The following is a 16,466-nucleotide window of genomic DNA, read 5'->3' as shown; positions in this document are numbered from 1 at the left end:
GCGCGCCTCAGGACTTCGCCGCGGCGTCGTTCACGGCGTCGACGATGCTCGCGGCATCACCCTTGCCGGCGAACATGTCCACGACGGCGACGTTGAGGGCGTTGCCCACGTTCTGGCCGTAGAGCGTGTCGAGCCAGACCACCACGTAGGGGGCCTCGTTGTAGGCGGCGAGCACGTCCTTCAGGGCCGGGTCGCTGACGACGCTCTGAGCGTCCTGCGAGGCGGGGAGCGTCTGGAACGCGTCGGCGTAGGCCTCCTGGTTCGACTTCTCGACCATGAAGTTCAGGAAGTCGACGCACTCCTTCGGCGCGTTCACCCAGCAGGAGAACCCGTCGACGCCGCCCATCATGGCGCCGGGCTCGCCGTCGCCGCCCTCGACCTCGGGGAAGGGGAACCACTTCAGGTCGGCCAGCGGCTTCTCGTCGGGGGTGAGGGAGGTGATCACTCCGGGATCCCACGCGCCCATCAGCTCCATGCTCGCCTGCTTGTTGGCGAGCAGGCCGGCCGAGGATCCGGCGCCCTGCTGGGCGGCGGTGGTCAGGAAGCCGTCGTTGAAGGGAGCGGTGTCGATGAAGGCCTGCAGGTCCTCGCCCGCCTTCAGCCAGCACGGGTCGTCGAACTTGCGGCTCTCGGCGGCCGAGTCGAGCACGTCCTTCGAGCAGGCGCGCAGGGCGAAGTTGTAGTACCAGTGCGCGGCGGGCCAGGCGTCCTTCGCGCCGACGGCGATCGGGTCGATACCGGCCGCCTTCAGCTTCTCGTCGGCGGCCTCGAGGTCGGCGATCGTCGCCGGAGGAGTCGTGACGCCGGCCTGCGAGAACAGGTCGGAGGAGTAGAAGATGCCCGAGGGGAGCACCGAGACCGGCATGCCGTAGTTCTTGCCGTCGACCTCGAACGCCGAGAGCGAGCTGCCGACGGCGGCCTTCGCGTCGGCGGAGATGCCGTCGCTGAGGTCCATCGCCTGGCCGGCCTTGACGACGTCGGCGAGCTTGCCGCCGCCGCGGGCCATGAACACGTCGGGGGCGTCGCCGGAGTTCAGGGCGGTCTGCAGCTTGCCGTCCATCTCCTCGTTCTGCAGCGACTGCACCTCGATGGTGACGCCGGGGTTCGCCTTCTCGAAGGCGGCCGCGGTGTCCTCCCAGTACTTCTTTCCGTCGCCGGTGGTGGAGTTGTGCCAGAAGGTCAGCGTGACGCTGCCGTCGGAGGATTCGCCGGAGCTCGGGGCGCAGCCCGACAGGGCCAGGGCGCTGAGGGCGAGCGCCGCGCATCCGGTGAGGATCTTCGAGCGTTTCATGAGTGCAACCTGCTCTCTCTTCGTTGAGATGCATCCGCTGTGGACGGATGGGTGGTCGGGGTCCCGGCTCGGCCGGGCGCACTCAGTGTCGCAAGCGCTCGCCGGGTCGTCAAACGTTTTCGAAACTGTTTTCTGTGGGTCTAGGCTGAGCCATCATCGAGAGGAGCCGACGATGGCCCGCTACCGCAATCCGGTTCTCGCCGGCTGCCACCCCGATCCGGGCGTGTGCCGCTTCGGCGACGAGTTCGTGCTGGTCACCTCGAGTTTCGAGTACCTGCCCGGCCTGCCCGTGCACGTCTCCCGCGACCTGGTCGAGTGGCAGCAGGTGGGCCACGCCATCGAGCGGCCCGGGCAGCTCGATCTCGCCGGGCTGGAGTCGTCGCGCGGCCTGTTCGCGCCGTCGGTGCGGGTGATCGGCGACCGTCTCGTGGTGGTCTGCACCGTCGTGGGGCCCGACGACGGCTCCTGGCCGGGGCGCACCGGGCACTTTGCGGTGACCGCGACGGATGCGCGGGGACCCTGGTCGGATCCGGTCTGGATCGACGGGGTCGGCGGCATCGATCCGTGCCTGACGGTCGACGGCGATCGGCTGTGGCTCACCGGCACCCGGCCGGCGGCGGACGCGCGCTGGGCCGGACAGACCGACGTCTGGCTGGTCGAGCTCGACCCCACGACGTTCCAGCCGCTCGGGGTGCCGACGGTGATCTGGGGCGGGGCGATGATCGGTGCCGTCTGGGCCGAGGGGCCGCGCATCCTGAGCCGCCCGGGGGGAGGGTGGATGCTGCTGGCCGCCGAGGGGGGAACGGCCGGGGAGCACGCCGTGTGCGTGGCCTATGGCGACGAGCTCACCGGGCCCTACGTCAGCGACCCCGGCAACCCGCGGCTCAGCCACCGCGAGCTGGGGCGCCGCGGCGAGTTCGCGGCCGTCGGTCACGCCGATCTGGTTCAGGATGCGACGGGCGCCTGGTGGGCCACGGTGCTCGCGACCCGCCCGGTGGCGGCCGGCGACGGTGGTGTGCGCGAGGGGCTGCTCGGGCGCGAGACCTGCCTGGTGCCGGTCGAGTGGGAGGACGGCCGGCCGCTCTTCGCGCCCGGCGTGGGGCGGGTGCAGCGAGAGGTGTCGACGGCGGGAGGCGGTGCGCCTCCGGCCGCGGCGCCCCTGGTGGTGGCGGGCTTCGGGGCCGGCGCGCTCGACCTGGCCTGGACGGGCGTCGGGCGCCACCCCGTCGAGTTCGCCGAGCTCGAGGCCGATGGGGTCCTGACGCTCCGGGGCGGTGGGGAGCCCGCCGAGGTGGGGCCGCGCTCGTTCCTGGGGCGTCGACTGCCCGGTGAGCGGGTCGACGTGTCGGTCACGATCCGGGTGCCGCCGGGCTCGGCCGGGCGCGGCGGACTGCTGCTGCGGGTGTCGGAGCGGGCGCTGCTCGAGCTGTCGGTGGACGCGGGCGGGGTGGTGCAGTGCCTCCGGCTCACCCCGGGGGAGCGGTCGGTGCTCGCGACCGGGTCGGCCAGCGGGTCGGGGGAGGCGCGCCTAGAGCTCTCGATCGACGGGCTGGGCGGCCGCGCATCCGTCGACGGGGCCCTGCTCACCGAGGTCGATCTCACGGAGCTCGCGCCCGAGGCGGGTCGCGACTTCGTCGGCGCCTGGGTGGGGCCGATCGCCGTCGGGCCGCCGTCCGAAGTGGTGACCGCGTCGGACTTCCGGCTCGTGGTGCGGCCGTGAGCGGGCGGCCCACGATCCACGACGTGGCGGCGGCCGCGGGCGTCTCGGTCTCGACGGTGTCGAAGGCGGTGAACGGCCGCTACGGCATCTCGGCCGAGACCACGCAGCGTGTGCTGCAGGTGGTGGAGGAGCTCGGCTACGAATCGAGCCTGATCGCGAGCAGCATGCGCTCGCGACGCACCGGCGTGATCGGCGTGCTGGTGGCCGATTTCGAGCCGTTCAGCGCCGAGATCCTCAAGGGGGTGGCGGCGGCGCTGCACGACTCGCGCTACGACCTGCTCGCCTACAGCGGCTCCCGGCAGAACGCCAGCACGGGCTGGGAGCGGCGGTCGCTGAGCCGGCTGAGCGGCACGCTGATCGACGGGGCGATCCTGGTGACGCCCACCGTGGTCGGGGTGACCTCCGACGTGCCGATCGTCGCCGTCGACCCGCACACGGGTCGCGCCGATCTGCCGACGGTGGAGTCGGACAGCTTCGGCGGAGCCCTCCTCGCGACGCGCTACCTGATCGAGCTCGGGCACCGACGCATCGCCTTCGTGGCCGGCCGGCCCGACCTCCGCTCGTCGAACCTCCGCGACGCGGGGTACCGGCGCGCGCTTGAGGAGGCGGGCATCCCGTTCGACCCCTCGCTCGTGCGGGTCGGCCTCTACGAGAAAGAGATCGCGCGGGAGACGGCGACCTCGCTGCTCTCGTCACCCGACCGGCCCACTGCGGTGTTCGCGGCGAACGACCTCTCGGCGATCGCGACCATCCAGACGGCGGCCGAGCTCGGGCTCGACGTGCCGGGCGATCTCTCGGTGGTGGGCTTCGACGACGTGCCCGAGGCGGCGAGGCTGAATCCGCCGCTGACCACGGTGCGCCAGCCGATGCAGTCGATCGGTGCCTCGGCGGCCGAGCTGCTGATCGGACTGCTGGCGGGGGAGACGCCGGAGCGCACCCACATCACGTTGCCGACGCGACTGGTGCGGCGGGCGACGACCGGGCCGCCGCTGGTGTAGACGTCGGCGTCGGCGTAGCTGGGCTCACACGGCCAGCCGGGGCTCACACCGCCGGGCGCGGCTCAGACGACCGGGCTGGGCCGCTGACCGACGGCGGGGGCGGGGTTGAGGAGGGCCGACCAGGTGCCGTGGTGCCCGTCCCACTCGGCGCTCGCGGCGACGTCCCACCGGGCGAGCATCCGCGTGACCAGGGCGAGCACACGGGGCTGGAAGGCCCCGTCGACGTGCAGCGGAGTGGTCGCGATCACGTCGCCCGTGAAGCGGCGCACGTCGAGACGCCACCGGCCGTCGTCTTCGACGACGACCGCGACGTCGGCGAGCGACGGGTCGAACATCAGGCTGCGTCGGGAGCGTCGTCGAAGCGCGCGGCGTGCTCCGGGTCGAGGAACCGGAAGGTGCGCTTGACGTAGCCGACCAGGTCGGGGTGCACGAGCTGTTCGGGGCGCACGAAGGGAAGGACGTTGTCGAAGCCGGCGGCGGTGTTCTCGTTCATGATGTCTCCTCGAAAGCTAGATGTGCAACTAGTTAGATACTCTAGCAATTAGAAAGCCATGCGGTAAACGGCTTGACATCACCTGCGCTTTGGGGCTAGAACGCCGATCAGAAGTCGTCGATGTGCAGATGGTTGCACGTGTCGGCGAAGTCGGTGAAGTTGATGAACGACGGCTCGTTGCCGGCGGCGTAGCGGCAGTTCGACTGACCCACGCGGGAGCCGTTCGGCATGATCGGGTCGAGCACCGCGATCAGCGAGAGCGAGGCGTCGTTGGCGCCGAGGGTCGGCACGCCTCCCACCGAGGTGAAGTCGACCGCGTGGCCGCCGCCCTGCCGGTAGTGCGCGGACTGCGTGCCCGCCCCCTCGATCTGGCCGGTGCAGCGACGGCTGATGTCGCTCACCCCGGCGCTGCCGAAGGCGCGAACGGCGGCGACCATCGCCTGCAGGATGACGACGTCGATGCCGCAGTTCTCCACGTCCTGGCCCTGGGCGATCCAAGCGATCTCGAAGATGTGGTCGGGGCTCGAGCCGTGGAACTGACCGGCGGCCACGTAGCCCATCAGCTCCTGCGCCAGCGCCTGGGCGTCGCCCGAGACGGGGCCGATCACGGCGCCGCCCTGGTGCGCGGCGGCGGCCGCGGCGGCTGCTGCTGCGGCGGCGGCGGCCGCGCGGGCCTCGACGCCGGCCTGATACTGCTGCTCGGTCGTGGCGACGTCGCTCTGCAGGCTGGTCAGCTGGGCCTGCAGCTCGCCCTGGTGCGCGTTCTGCTCCTGCAGCGCAGCGACCATGGCCTGCTGCGCGGCGGCGGCCTCCTGCAGGGCGTCCTCCGCGGCCTGGGCGAGCCCGGTGAGCTCACCCTTCGCCACCTCCGCCTGGGCGCTCAGCGTGGTCGAGGTGTTCGCGTCCTGCTGCGCCGCGGCGTAGACGGCGTTCACGGCCTGGGTCAGCTGGCTCGCCGAGCTCAGCTGGGCGAGCAGCTGATCGGCCCCCTGCGAGGAGCTGGTCAGCAGCATCGAGGTGACGTCGCTGCCACCGGTGCGCACGAACTGGGCCGCGATCATGGCGGCCCGCTTCTTCGACTCCTCCGCCTTCGTCGCGGCGGCGGCGGCGCTGGCGGCCAGCGCGTCGGCCTTCGCCTGGCCCGCCGCGAGGGCGGCCGCGGCGACGTCGTTCTCGTCGCTGCGCTGGGTCACGAGCGCCTGGGCGGCGCGCGCCTTCTCCTGCAGATCGGCGATGATGCCCTGGATGCGCGTGATCTCGTCCTGCTTCGCGCTCTCCGAGGCGCGGGCCGCGATCACGTCGTCCCAGCTCGGGTAGTCGTCGGCGAAGGCCGCGCGCGGTGCACCGGTGATGGTCGCGGTCGCCGTGAGGGCGAGGGTGAGCAGCACCGTCACGGCGAGGGGCAGGCGAGCGGATGCGCGGCGGCGGGGTGAGCGGTTCATGGGTCCTCGAGCGTCGGAACGGGTCGGCGGAGCGCGGCGACTCGGCCATTCAACCGCCGGGGCGCGGCGGCGGGGGGATCCGGGCCCGGCGGTTCGCGAATCGTTGCTGCCGGTGAACGACCCTCGGCGGGGTGTGCGGTGTAGGGTCGCGGCGTGGACGGTGCGAGCGCAGGACGGTACGGGGAGACGGCGACGATCGAGGTCGATCCGCGGAGCGTGGGGCGCATCCGCCTCGCCTACAGCCCGCACACCGACGGCGCCGCCGACCCGGGTGAGATCGTCTGGACCTGGGTGCCCTACGAGGAGCGCGACGGCCGAGGGAAGGACCGCCCGGTGCTCGTGGTCGCCACCGAGCCGGGCGGCGGTCTGCTCGGGGTGGCCCTCACCTCGAAGCCGCACGACGACCGCTGGGACGTCGCCATCGGCAGCGGTCCGTGGGACTCGGCCGGGCGGCCGAGCTGGGTGCGGCTCGAGCGGGTGTTCCGGCTGCAGCAGGGCGGGGTGCGGCGGGCCGGGGTCGGGCTCGACGAGGCGCGGTACGGGCTGGTCGCGGGGGCGCTCTCGGACCGCTACGGGTGGCCGGCCCCGACCGGTGCGAAGCCTGCTCCGGCGCCGAGCCGCACGCCGGCGCCGTCTCGCACGCCGGCGCCGTCTCGCACCGCGGCACCGTCTCGCACCGCGGCACCGGCCTCGGCCGGGTCGGGCGTGGGGGCCACCGTGCTGCGGGTGCTCCGCCGCCTGTTCCGCTAGAGCTGGAGCGGGTTCGCCGCCAGCCGCGCCGGCAGGCCGGCGGCGACCGCGGCGGCCGCCGTGGAGCCGGGCTTCCGCTCTGCCTGATCGACGATGCATCCGGTGAACTCGCCGACGAGGTCGAGACGCGGATACGCCTCGAGCACCTCGGCCCGGAACTCGGCGTCCCAGGCCTCGGGGTTCCGCCCCGAGATGTCGAGCGCCGTCGCGATCTCGAGCAGGTACCCCTCGGCGTCGACGGCCGGGTCGACCGCGTCGGCCATGTGCGCGACGATGATGGCCGCCGCCCGGTCGCGCCGCTCCTCGGTCCAGCCGGCGCCCGCCGCGAAGACCCAGGCGACCAGTCCGCCCGCCTCCTCGAACGGCAGCGTGTGGCTGTCGAAGGCCGGCTCCAGTCCGAGATCGTGCAGCGCCGCCGAGACGAAGAGCAGTTCGTCGTCGACCGCGAGGCCCTCGCTGCGGGCCGCGGCCGCCGCCCAGAGGTAGGAGCGCACGCCGTGGTTGACGAACGCCGGCGAGTGGAACCGCCGTGCCACCTCCAGGGCGGCCCGGGCGGCGGGGGTGTCGGGCAGGGGCAGGTCGTCGAGTCGCATGCGCCCAGTGTGCCGGTGCGGCGGATGCCCGAACCGCCGTTCCCCGGCACACGGCGGTTTCGGCACGAGAACTGACCGGAACGCGACGCCGGCCGGCCCGCGCATCCGCCGCCGCGCATCCGCCCCTCGCGGTCACCGCCCGGCATTCACCCGGCAGTCACCGCCCGGCAGTCACCCGGGCGTCACCGCCCGGGGTACTCGGCCGCCGGATTGTTCGCCCGCAGCACCTCGAGCCGCGCCCGATACTCCACCTCGTCGATGTCGCCCTGCGCGAAGCGCTCGGCGAGCACCGTCTCGGCGCGCCGCCCGGGCGCGGTGCCCGCGGCTCTCGCCTCCCAGGCGCGGCGGCGCCAGCGGCGGCCGACCGTGGCGAAGAGCACCGCGAACAGCGCGATCCAGAACAGCGGGATGAGCAGAACGAACCAGCCCGGGCCGCCGCCGTAGCCGAACCCGTGGTGGGGGCCGAAGGCGGTGACGGCAGCGAGGGCCGGGCTGGTGGTGAGTGCGGTGAGCATGAGCTGTCCTTCCGAGACACGGTGGGCGTCGATCGGCGCCTGGATCCAGCTTCATCGAGCCGCCGCCCGCGCGAATCGGCCCGGCGGATGCACTCCGCCGCCGGGCCTGCTCCCCGGGGCAGACCCGTCGCTACTCCCCGGGGAGTACATGTCGCGGTGCCACGAGCCCCGCCTCGTAGGCGACGATCACGAGCTGCACGCGGTCGCGCGCCGCGAGCTTGGTGAGGATGCGCGAGACGTGCGTCTTCGCGGTCAGCGGGCTCAGCACGAGCCGCCGGGCGATCTCCTCGTTGGTCAGCCCCTCGCCGACGAGCGCCAGCACCTCGCGCTCGCGGGCGGTGAGCGGGCCGAGCATCCGCGTGTCGGCCGACCCCGGACGCCCGGCGGCCACCCGCTCGAGCAACCGCTTCGTCACCCCGGGGCTGAGCAGCGCGTCGCCGCCCGCCACCACGCGCACGGCGCGGATCAGCTCGACCGGCTCGGTGTCCTTCACGAGGAAGCCGCTCGCGCCCGCCCGGATCGCGCGCTCCACGTACTCGTCGAGCTCGAACGTCGTCACGACCACGACGCGGGTGGCGGCGAGAACGGGGTCGGCGCTGATCTGCTCGGTGGCCCAGAGGCCGTCGCCGTCGGGCATCCGGATGTCCATCAGCACCACGTCGGGCCGGGTCGCCCGCACGACCCGCAGCACCTCCTCGCCCGAGCCGGCCGCACCGACCACGTCGATATCGTTCTCGGCGCCGAGCAGCGCGGCGAATCCCGCCCGGATCAGCTGCTGGTCATCCGCCACCACCACCCGGATCACGCGCGCCCCTCCTCGCCGGGGAGGAGCGGAAGCTCGGCTCGGACGCGGAAGCCGCCCGCGGCCGTCGGGCCCGCCGCGAAGCGACCGCCGAGCAGGTGCGCGCGCTCGCGCATGCCCTCGATCCCGCGCCCGCCGCCGGGCCGGCTGCCGCTGCCGACGCCCGGCTGGGTCGGGATCGGAGCGAGGTTCGGGCCCGGCGTCGAGGTCGGGCCCGGGGCGCCGTCGTCGTCCTCGATCGTGAGCACGAGCATCCGCCCCTCGACCCCGACGCCGACCCGGGCGGCCCCACCACCGGAGTGCCGCAGCGCGTTCGTCAACGACTCCTGCACGATCCGGTAGGCCGCGAGCTGCACGGGCCGGCTCGGCGACACCGCGTCGGGCAGGCGCAGCTCGAGCGTCACCGCGACACCCTGCTCCCGCACCCCGTCGACGAGCGCGGGAAGCTGCGCGAGCCCCGGCTCGGGCACGAGAGGAGCGCCGGCCGCGCCGTCGTCGCGCAGCACCCCGAGCACCGAGCGCACCTCGTCGAGGGCCGTCTTCGACGCCGCCTTGATGTTCGCCAGCGCCGCGCGCCCCTGCTCGGGATCGCGGTCGATGAGGTGCAGCCCCACCCCCGCCTGCACGTTGATCTGGCTGAGCGAGTGGGCGAGCACGTCGTGCAGCTCACGGGCGATCCGAACCCGCTCGGCCTGGGCCGCGCTCTGCCGCCGCTCGGCCGCGCGTCGCCGCAGCTCGTCGTACCGGGCGCGCCGGTTCCGGATGCTCTCCCCGACCACCACCAGGAGCACCAGCGCCAGCGTGACCGCCGTCACCGGGGCCGCCTGCCAGGGCACCCCGAGCGCGATACCCAGCCCGATCGTCACGACCCAGCCGACGGCGACCGCCCCGATCGCCCAGCGCCGCGCCCCGCGCACCACGGCGCCGACGATCGCGAAGGCCAGCGCCACGTACGGCGGCGCGGCCCCGCCCGCGACCACCAGCGTGTACGCCCCGGCCGCCGAGGCGACCACCGCCACCACGGGCCCGGGGAACCGCCGCGCGAACACCAGCGCGACCGGACCGACGATCGCGAGGCCGAGCCGCGCGGCGAAGCGCCACGACTCCTCGCCCGCCGCGCCGTCGCCCGCCGAACCCTCGAACGCGCGGCCGACGCGTGCCAGCCAGAGCGTCGTGGGCACCTGCACCACGAACGAGACGATCACCGGCAGCCACAGCGCGGCGCGGCCCGAGAACCGGAACCGCGGTTCCCACTCGCTCGCGCGATCCGGCTCGGTCATGGCCCGATCGTAGCCGCGGGCCGCGGCGCGCGCGTCCTCCCGGGGGAGTACGTGGTGGGGCGCGAGCGCGGGCGCGCACCTCGTCGGGCGGGCCGGTCGGGCCCTACCGCCCAGGCGCGCACCTCGTCGGCCGGGCCGGTCTGGCCCTAGCATCGCTGCATGAGCAGTCCCACCGGCGAGCCGCGCCGAATGACCAGGGTGAGCAGCACTCTCCTCCCCGCCCGCCGCGTCGCCGGCGTCATCCGTCTCGCCGTCGGCCTCGCCCTCGCGGTCACCATCGGCATCCAGATCGGCGACCGTGTCGCCAACGACGCCTTCGACCCGTGGGAATACTTCAGCTACTTCACCATCCAGACCAGCCTGATGAACATCGTCGTGCTCGTCGTCGGCGGGATGCTCGCCCTGCGTCTGACCCGCGACACCCACCTCTTCACGACGGTGCGCATGGCCACCCTCAGCTACGCGATCGTCACCGGCCTCGTCTACAACCTGCTGCTGCGCGGCATCCCGCGCGAGGGTTTCCAGGGTCTGTCGTGGCCGAACGAGGTCGTGCACGTCTGGGTACCGATCATCCTGGTGCTCGACTGGCTGCTCACGCCGGGCCGGCCCGCCCTGCCCTGGCGCTCGCTCTGGTTGGTGCCGGTGTACCCGGTGGCCTGGGCGGTGTACACCTTCATCAGGGCCGCGGCGAGCGGTGGGGAGATCTACCCGTACCCCTTCCTCGACCCGGCGACGGGAGGATGGGGGAGCGTCATCGCCTACGTCGTGGGCCTCACGGCGTTCCTCGTCGGGCTCGGCGCGCTCGCTGTGCTCTGGTCGCGACGGCGGATCCGGAACAATGGCGGCCTCGAAGAAGTTGACGCATAGTAAATAGTGGATGAAGGAGAAGTGATGACCCGCACCGAGATCATGTCCAGCCGCTCCGGCGGCGAGGGAAGCGCACCCGAGGGCACCGGTGCCGGCGCGCCTGCGACCCAGGCGGCGCCCATCGCCGTCGCTCCGCCGCTGCACGAACTGATGTCGCCCGAGCAGAACGTGCAGCGCATCATGCGCACCGGCACCATATGGTTCGGCGTCGCGGTCGGCGCGACCGCGGTGGTCCTGGGCCTGCTGCTCTCGGCCGGCTGGCGCCCGAGCATGCTCAACCCGAGCGAGGGCGTGCTCTGGTGGGTCGGGTCGTTCCTCGTCGTGCTCAGCATCGGGCTGATCGGGTGGTCGGGATGCCCGATCCTCGAGGTCGACGTTCCCACCGCCGATCGCAACAAGACCCGCACGATGCAGCTCGGGACGATGCTGTTCATCGTGGGTGGGGCGTTCGCGATGTTCGCTGTGCTGATGGGGCCTGCGCTCTAGGCGCTGACGCTCGCGCGGCGGCCCTGTCAGGGCTGGAGCGCCGCCTCGGTGCTCGCGAGCAGCGCCCGGGTGTCCGCGAAGCGCGCGTCGAGCGACGGGGTGCCGAGGACCACGGCGACGAGCGTGACCGGGGCCGTCCCGATCACGCACACGGCCGAGGTGAGCAGGGTGAAGCCGGCGTAGCTGGTCGAGCCGGTCTTGAGCCCGTCGACGCCGTTCTCGCCGAGCAGGACGTTCTGGTTGACGATCGTCCCGAGGTCGGCCTGCTCCATCGACGCCGTGCCCGCGATGGCCGCCAGAGCCGGATCGGCGTGCGCGAGTGCGGCGACCCGCAGGAGGTCGGCCGGCGTCGACGCGCTGCCCGGGTCCAGCCCGCTCGCATCCGCCAGCGCCGTGCCTCCGAGCCCGTGCTCGTCGAGCCAGGCGCGAGCGGCCACGAGGAACGCCTCCTGCGACCCGAAGGCCCACCGAGCCGTCGACTCGGCGTAGTTGTTGGCGCTGGTCAGCAGCGTGACGGCGAGGGCGTCCCGCAGCGACACCTGCTGGCCGTCGAACATCGGCTCGGTGAACTGGCCGTCGGCCTCGACCGCGGCGGTGACGTCGAGGTCCGCCTGGCCGAGGGTGATCGTGGGGCCGGGGTCGGCGGCGTCGACGAGCGGATGCGCGTCCAGCACCACGAGCGCCGTGACCACCTTCGTGATGCTCGCGATCGGCACCGGCGTGGTGGCGGCACCGGGGCTCTGGCCGAGCAGCTGCGCCGTGCCGTCCGGAGCCGCGATGCCCACCGCGCCCTGCCCCTCCGCCGGCCACACAAGCGCCGCCGGATCGACGGCCGGCGCCGCGCTCTGCGTGGCTCCTGCGGTGGGTGCCGAGGTCGTGGGCGAGGGGAGGTCGCTCGTCGCGGTCGCGGTCGCGGTCGCGGTCGGGGTCGCGGTGGCGTCGGTCGCGGCAGTCGGAGCCGGTTCGGCCGCGCATCCGCCGAGCCCCGCCAGTGCAGCCGTCACGGCGGCCCCGATGGCCAGGAAGCGCAGGCGGTGCTGAGATTGCATCAGCCGATCCTAAGCGCCCCGGCCCGGCCGGCCGGTGTCGCGGCGGCCGTCAAGGCGCGACGGCGGAGTAATGCAGCGCCGCGTCGACGGTGCCGCGGCGGTGGTCACGGTGTCGCAGGGGAGTAGCGCAGCGGCGCGTCGATGGGGTCGCGGGGATGTTCACGGTGTTGCAGCGGAGTAGTGCAGGGCCGCGTCGATGGGGTCCCCCGTCGCGGTGAAGCGGAACTCGGTGCCGCCCTCGGCAGCGGTGAAGGCGCCCGAGACGAGTTCGTCGGTGCAGGGGCCCTCGACCACCGGGCCGGGGGTTCCGCCGCTCACGGAAAGCGTGAGCGAGCCGCCGCCCCGGCAGGCGAGGTGGAACGAGTAGTCGCCGGCGGGCAGGCTCTTCATGGTGACGAGGTGGTTCTGGCTGGTCTCGGCGTCGAGATGCACGGTCATGCCCGGCGCCGCGCGGTCGAGGCCCAGGCTGATCCTGACCTCGTCGGCGACGCGGGCGAACCAGCGGGACGTCTCGGCTTCGTCGTACGGCGCGGTGGGGTCGGTGGCCGACAGTGCCTGGACGGTGGAGGTGGGGGTGGGCGTTGGTCTCGGGGTCGCGCCCACGGCCGCCGTGCTGGAGGGTGTGTTCGCGGCGGATGTCGGTGGAACCTGCCCGGCGTTCGGGGTGCAGCCGGCGAGGAGGGCCGAGGTGCCCAGGACGGCGGCTACGGCGACTGTGCGGATGGACCTGGTGGGGTTTCGCATCGGTCCAGCCAACCGCAGTCGTCGGTGGGGGGTCCGGGCTGCCAGCACTCTTTGCGGTTCGCGACCGCCCGGACGGCCCGGACGGGCTAGCGGTCGAACAGGCTGCCCAGGCCACCGAGGCCCGGGATCCCGAAGTTCGAGCCGAACTCCGACAGCTGCTCGCCGAAGCCCGTGGCCTGCTCGCCGATGCCCGCGACGGCGTCGCCGGCTCCGGCTGCGAGGTCCTCGGCGCCGGTGGCGACCTCGCCGAGACCGAGCTGGTCGACGCCGAGCTGGTCGAAGCCGAGCTGGTCGAGGCCGAGCTCGCCGAGCCCGAACTGGCTCAGGTCGCCGCTCAACGCCTCGAAGTCGGTGCCGAGGTTCGCCGCCTGCTCCACCAGGGGAGCAGCGACGCTGCTCACGACAGCCCCACCGGCGACCGCGACGAGCAGTCCGCCGGCCACGCCGGACCCCGCTCCCGCCACCGCCCCGACGCCCGCGGCCCCGAGCGCCGCCCCCGCGCCCCCGCCGCGTCCGCCGGCTGCTCCGGCTGCGTGCCCGGCGCCCACCCCGTGCCCGGCGCCTGTGTTCAAGCCTCCGGTCGGCATGACCTTCGTGAAGAGGCCGCGGAGGAAGCCGGGGTGGTGCGCCTCGCCGCGGGTCGCCGCGCGGGCGAGGTCGTCGGACGACGCCGACGCCGGCTGCTCGTAGGCGGGCAGCTCGGCCCGCAGCCGCGACTCGACCTCGACGCGCTGCGCCGGCGTCAACCGCGCGAAGGCATCGCGGTGCACCTGCTCCAGCTGCCCCGGATCGGCGGTCTTCAGCAGGTAGTCGTAGCGGGCGATGGCCCCGCGATCCTCGGCGCTGAGCGCGGCGCCGGCTACCGGGCGGCTGGAGGCGGATGCGGACGCGTGGGCCGAGGAGGCGCGCGCAGATGTGGAACCGCCGGCCGCGGCACCAGCAAGAGCGCCGGCTCCAGCCCCGGCCCCGGCCAGCGGCGCAGGCTGCGGCGAAGGGGTAGGCGTCGGCGCCGGCGCGCCCGTCACCTTCTCGGCGGCCGAGCGCACGAGATCGCGCCAGTCGGTCGAGCCCGAGCGGCCACCTGACGAGCCGGAACCCGACCCGCCACCCGACGCCCCCTTCTTGTCGAGGGCCTTCGATGCCAAATTCAGGATGCGCTGCAGGTTGCTCACGGGGGCCTTCCGGTCGGGTGAGGTCGGGCGGTGTCTTCCATCGATCCTGGCCGGGCTTCGTGTGGATCAGCCCAGCAGAGCATCCGTGAACACCGAGAACCCGCTACATCACCGCGCCGAAGTACGAGTACTTCACGAACACCTCCGAGGCGATCCCCGCCTCCTCGAGCACACCCTGCACGGCGGTGAGCATGTACTTCGAGTCCCACCCCAGGTAGAGGAAGTGCGACTCGTCGAGCTCGTCCCAGTGACCCGTCCACGCGCGGGCGTCGTAGATCGGGCCGCCGCGGCGGTCGCTGAACGCGATCACCGCCGGGCGCGCATCCGCCCACAACCGCTTGAACACTCGGTTGAAGAGATACTTGACGTCGTAGACCTCCCAGTGCTCGCCCCGGTACTCGACGTACTCGTATTCACGCTCCCAGCCGCGCGGCCAGCCCCGGCGGCGCACCGCGTCGAGGATGGGCGTGAGGTTGTCGTCGTCGATCAACGCGGTGCCGGGTCGCCGCCAGACGTCGAGGAAGCGCCTCGTCAGCTCCACCGTGCGCGCCGCGATCGCCGCCGTGCCCCACGACTCCACCGACGCGAGCTCGGCGGTGAGCGGCACCTCGCTCGCGGCGTACAGCGGCCGCTTGGCCGGGAACGACTCGTCGAACGCCCGCTCGGCCAGCGGCTCCTCGAGCAGGGTCAGGTTGCCGAGCGTCTGGGCCAGGGCGCGGGCGCTGTTCTGCTCGTCGTCGCCGTAGTCGGCCCACGTGCGCACCCCGTCGCCGCTCCAGCCGTCGCCGGGCGCCAGCGGCGCGACGTGCTCGAGCACCAGACCGCCGAGACCGCCCAGACCATCGAGACCATCGAGACCGGCTGCACCCGAGAGCCGCCCGAGCACGTACGCGGCGTGCGGCAGCTCGGTGTACTTCAGCCCCACCTTCACCCGCTCATCCGACGGAGTGATGCGCGACAGCGCCCGCACCAGACTCTCGTCGCCCTCGGCGCGCGCTCGGCACAGCCGAGCCACGAGCCGCTCGTTCGTCAGCCCCACCACGATGCGCCTCAGCTGCAACGACTGCAGCATCTCGGCCAGCGCCACGAACGCCTCTGCCGAGGTCTGCCCCCGCACGAGGTCGTGATAGGCGCGCATGACGAGCGGGTACAGCCCCCGACCGAAGGTGTTCAGCCAGCCGAGCTGCCGGGCGACGACCGGGTCGCCCTCCTGCGACGGGTCGAGCAGCACCCGATAGGCCGCCGAGTACTCGCGCCACTCCGCCGCGTGCCGCCGCAGTGTGGCGAGGTCGAGCCGCGGGAACTCCTGCCGGAACGCGTCGTAGACCCCCCGCTCGCCCGCGACCACGACCTCGCGACCGGTTCGCATCACGAGGTAGTGGCGCCAGAAGCTCGCGATCGACTCGCCGGTGTTCTGCTCGATCGGCAGCCAGTACTCGCGCTCGATCTCGCTCTGCTCGGCGTGCGAGAGCCCCATCAGCACGTAGTTGTGGATGAGCTCGTGGTCGCGCAGCGGCTCACCCGTGGAGTTCAGGCTCTCGAAGATCTGCTGCGCGTTCGCGTCGGCGCCGAGCGTGATGGCCACGTGCTCGAGCTTCTGCAGCCCGCGCCAGATCAGCGGCACCTCCTCGACCCGCACCTGGCTGCGGAAGAAGGCGTAGTTGTCGTCGAACCGCGACTCCCGCAGCTCCTCGCCCGCCCCGCGACGGTCGAGCACGACGCTCTCGAAGACCTCGGCCCACGCCCGGTGCGGCCGCAGCTTCGTGCGCAGGCTTCCGGATGCGCCTGCCGCCGTCTCCCGCACGAGCACCCGCTCGAGCTCCGCCGCCAGTTCCGGCTGCTCGTGACGCACCGTGTGGTGCAGGGCGGCGATCAGCAGCATCAGCGTGGTGATGCGCTGCTGCCCGTCGATCAGCACGAGGGCGGCGTCGTCGCCCGACGCCACGGTGCCTTCGGTGTCCGAGGTGTCGGCGGTGCTCGAGGCGTCGGCGGTGTCCGAGGTGTCGGCGGTGTTCGCGGTGCTCAGGATGGAGCCGATGAAGTGGGTCTGCCCGTCGTCGCTGCGCGCCACCGACCGGATGTCGCCGAGCAGCTGCTCGCAGCCCCCGATGTCCCACCGGTACTGGCGCTGATAGACCGGCACCACGATCGTCGTCGCGGGGTCGGAGAGCCAGGCGATGGTGTTGACCGCGGTCGCCTCGACGTTCGTAGCAGTGACCATGTGTGTTCGCTTCGCCTCTCGGATCGCCGTGCTGCGCAGCAAT

Annotated in this window: 17 protein-coding genes; 5 read left to right on the top strand and 12 right to left on the bottom strand. The window is 73.1% G+C overall.

Annotated elements, in window-relative coordinates:
- Positions 1-7: 7 nt before the first annotated feature.
- The gene (locus NVV95_RS16395; RefSeq protein ID WP_259487626.1) at positions 8-1,291 is read right to left on the bottom strand and encodes an extracellular solute-binding protein; all 1,284 of its coding nucleotides are present in this window, start codon (positions 1,289-1,291) and stop codon (positions 8-10) included.
- Between the two features lie 172 nt (positions 1,292-1,463).
- Here NVV95_RS16395 and NVV95_RS16390 point away from each other — a divergent pair, with 172 nt between their 5' ends.
- On the top strand, positions 1,464-3,011 hold the full coding sequence (locus tag NVV95_RS16390; RefSeq protein WP_259487625.1) for a glycoside hydrolase family 43 protein: 1,548 nt from the start codon (positions 1,464-1,466) through the stop codon (positions 3,009-3,011).
- Complete coding sequence (locus tag NVV95_RS16385; RefSeq protein WP_259487624.1) at positions 3,008-4,009, top strand: LacI family DNA-binding transcriptional regulator; 1,002 nt, start codon at positions 3,008-3,010, stop codon at positions 4,007-4,009. Before NVV95_RS16390 ends, NVV95_RS16385 begins: the two co-directional genes overlap by 4 nt.
- 62 nt (positions 4,010-4,071) lie before the next feature.
- Here the strand turns inward: NVV95_RS16385 and NVV95_RS16380 are convergent, their stop codons facing one another.
- The 3 genes from NVV95_RS16380 to NVV95_RS16370 all read right to left on the bottom strand — a co-directional run bounded on the left by NVV95_RS16380 (position 4,072) and on the right by NVV95_RS16370 (position 5,944).
- Positions 4,072-4,344: a hypothetical protein gene (locus NVV95_RS16380; RefSeq protein WP_259487623.1), complete on the bottom strand. Its 273-nt coding sequence runs from the start codon at positions 4,342-4,344 to the stop codon at positions 4,072-4,074.
- A complete protein-coding gene (locus NVV95_RS16375) occupies positions 4,344-4,502 on the bottom strand; it encodes a hypothetical protein (RefSeq protein WP_259487622.1) in 159 nt (52 codons plus the stop codon). The genes NVV95_RS16380 and NVV95_RS16375 overlap by 1 nt, the downstream gene beginning before the upstream one ends.
- 107 nt (positions 4,503-4,609) lie before the next feature.
- On the bottom strand, positions 4,610-5,944 hold the full coding sequence (locus NVV95_RS16370; protein WP_259487621.1) for a hypothetical protein: 1,335 nt from the start codon (positions 5,942-5,944) through the stop codon (positions 4,610-4,612).
- Positions 5,945-6,097: 153 nt separating this feature from the next.
- On the opposite strand from NVV95_RS16370, the gene NVV95_RS16365 reads away from it, so the two are divergent.
- Complete coding sequence (locus tag NVV95_RS16365; RefSeq protein ID WP_259487620.1) at positions 6,098-6,694, top strand: type II toxin-antitoxin system PemK/MazF family toxin; 597 nt, start codon at positions 6,098-6,100, stop codon at positions 6,692-6,694.
- Here the strand turns inward: NVV95_RS16365 and NVV95_RS16360 are convergent.
- The 4 genes from NVV95_RS16360 to NVV95_RS16345 all read right to left on the bottom strand — a co-directional run bounded on the left by NVV95_RS16360 (position 6,691) and on the right by NVV95_RS16345 (position 9,884).
- Complete coding sequence (locus tag NVV95_RS16360) at positions 6,691-7,287, bottom strand: HD domain-containing protein (RefSeq protein WP_259487619.1); 597 nt, start codon at positions 7,285-7,287, stop codon at positions 6,691-6,693. The genes NVV95_RS16365 and NVV95_RS16360 overlap by 4 nt on opposite strands.
- Before the next feature lie 182 nt (positions 7,288-7,469).
- Positions 7,470-7,802: an SHOCT domain-containing protein gene (locus NVV95_RS16355; RefSeq protein WP_259487618.1), complete on the bottom strand. Its 333-nt coding sequence runs from the start codon at positions 7,800-7,802 to the stop codon at positions 7,470-7,472.
- 130 nt (positions 7,803-7,932) lie between these two features.
- Positions 7,933-8,607 carry a response regulator gene (locus NVV95_RS16350; RefSeq protein WP_259487617.1) on the bottom strand — a complete coding sequence of 225 codons (675 nt, stop codon included), beginning with the start codon at positions 8,605-8,607 and terminating at the stop codon, positions 7,933-7,935.
- Positions 8,604-9,884: a sensor histidine kinase gene (locus NVV95_RS16345; RefSeq protein ID WP_259487616.1), complete on the bottom strand. Its 1,281-nt coding sequence runs from the start codon at positions 9,882-9,884 to the stop codon at positions 8,604-8,606. Before NVV95_RS16345 ends, NVV95_RS16350 begins: the two co-directional genes overlap by 4 nt.
- Positions 9,885-10,043: 159 nt before the next feature.
- Here NVV95_RS16345 and NVV95_RS16340 point away from each other — a divergent pair, with 159 nt between their 5' ends.
- Positions 10,044-10,751, top strand: coding sequence for a Pr6Pr family membrane protein (locus NVV95_RS16340; RefSeq protein WP_259487615.1), 708 nt, complete (start codon positions 10,044-10,046; stop codon positions 10,749-10,751).
- A gap of 24 nt (positions 10,752-10,775) precedes the next feature.
- Positions 10,776-11,237 (top strand): hypothetical protein, encoded by a 462-nt coding sequence (locus NVV95_RS16335; protein ID WP_259487614.1) that lies wholly within the window; start codon positions 10,776-10,778, stop codon positions 11,235-11,237.
- A gap of 26 nt (positions 11,238-11,263) precedes the next feature.
- Here the strand turns inward: NVV95_RS16335 and NVV95_RS16330 are convergent, their stop codons facing one another.
- The 4 genes from NVV95_RS16330 to NVV95_RS16315 all read right to left on the bottom strand — a co-directional run bounded on the left by NVV95_RS16330 (position 11,264) and on the right by NVV95_RS16315 (position 16,423).
- A complete protein-coding gene (locus tag NVV95_RS16330) occupies positions 11,264-12,286 on the bottom strand; it encodes a D-alanyl-D-alanine carboxypeptidase family protein (protein WP_259487613.1) in 1,023 nt (340 codons plus the stop codon).
- Between the two features lie 159 nt (positions 12,287-12,445).
- Complete coding sequence (locus tag NVV95_RS16325; RefSeq protein WP_259487612.1) at positions 12,446-13,030, bottom strand: hypothetical protein; 585 nt, start codon at positions 13,028-13,030, stop codon at positions 12,446-12,448.
- Positions 13,031-13,116: 86 nt separating this feature from the next.
- Positions 13,117-14,202: a hypothetical protein gene (locus NVV95_RS16320; protein WP_259487611.1), complete on the bottom strand. Its 1,086-nt coding sequence runs from the start codon at positions 14,200-14,202 to the stop codon at positions 13,117-13,119.
- A gap of 103 nt (positions 14,203-14,305) precedes the next feature.
- Positions 14,306-16,423: a DUF262 domain-containing protein gene (locus NVV95_RS16315; protein ID WP_259487610.1), complete on the bottom strand. Its 2,118-nt coding sequence runs from the start codon at positions 16,421-16,423 to the stop codon at positions 14,306-14,308.
- Positions 16,424-16,466 lie beyond the last annotated feature (43 nt).

The organism is Herbiconiux gentiana (genome assembly GCF_024978135.1).
Classification (GTDB): Bacteria; Actinomycetota; Actinomycetes; order Actinomycetales; family Microbacteriaceae; genus Herbiconiux; species Herbiconiux gentiana.
This window is presented reverse-complemented; position numbering and strand designations above follow the sequence as displayed.

What these genes read in the sequence shown, in the direction of transcription:
- NVV95_RS16330 (WP_259487613.1), bottom strand. Translation starts at nt 12,286, where the DNA reads ATGCAATCTCAGCACCGCCTGCGCTTCCTGGCCATCGGGGCCGCCGTG.
- NVV95_RS16395 (WP_259487626.1), bottom strand. Translation starts at nt 1,291, where the DNA reads ATGAAACGCTCGAAGATCCTCACCGGATGCGCGGCGCTCGCCCTCAGC.
- NVV95_RS16340 (WP_259487615.1), top strand. Translation starts at nt 10,044, where the DNA reads ATGAGCAGTCCCACCGGCGAGCCGCGCCGAATGACCAGGGTGAGCAGC.
- NVV95_RS16370 (WP_259487621.1), bottom strand. Translation starts at nt 5,944, where the DNA reads ATGAACCGCTCACCCCGCCGCCGCGCATCCGCTCGCCTGCCCCTCGCC.
- NVV95_RS16335 (WP_259487614.1), top strand. Translation starts at nt 10,776, where the DNA reads ATGACCCGCACCGAGATCATGTCCAGCCGCTCCGGCGGCGAGGGAAGC.
- NVV95_RS16325 (WP_259487612.1), bottom strand. Translation starts at nt 13,030, where the DNA reads ATGCGAAACCCCACCAGGTCCATCCGCACAGTCGCCGTAGCCGCCGTC.
- NVV95_RS16380 (WP_259487623.1), bottom strand. Translation starts at nt 4,344, where the DNA reads ATGTTCGACCCGTCGCTCGCCGACGTCGCGGTCGTCGTCGAAGACGAC.
- NVV95_RS16390 (WP_259487625.1), top strand. Translation starts at nt 1,464, where the DNA reads ATGGCCCGCTACCGCAATCCGGTTCTCGCCGGCTGCCACCCCGATCCG.
- NVV95_RS16375 (WP_259487622.1), bottom strand. Translation starts at nt 4,502, where the DNA reads ATGAACGAGAACACCGCCGCCGGCTTCGACAACGTCCTTCCCTTCGTG.
- NVV95_RS16360 (WP_259487619.1), bottom strand. Translation starts at nt 7,287, where the DNA reads ATGCGACTCGACGACCTGCCCCTGCCCGACACCCCCGCCGCCCGGGCC.
- NVV95_RS16315 (WP_259487610.1), bottom strand. Translation starts at nt 16,423, where the DNA reads ATGGTCACTGCTACGAACGTCGAGGCGACCGCGGTCAACACCATCGCC.
- NVV95_RS16345 (WP_259487616.1), bottom strand. Translation starts at nt 9,884, where the DNA reads ATGACCGAGCCGGATCGCGCGAGCGAGTGGGAACCGCGGTTCCGGTTC.
- NVV95_RS16355 (WP_259487618.1), bottom strand. Translation starts at nt 7,802, where the DNA reads ATGCTCACCGCACTCACCACCAGCCCGGCCCTCGCTGCCGTCACCGCC.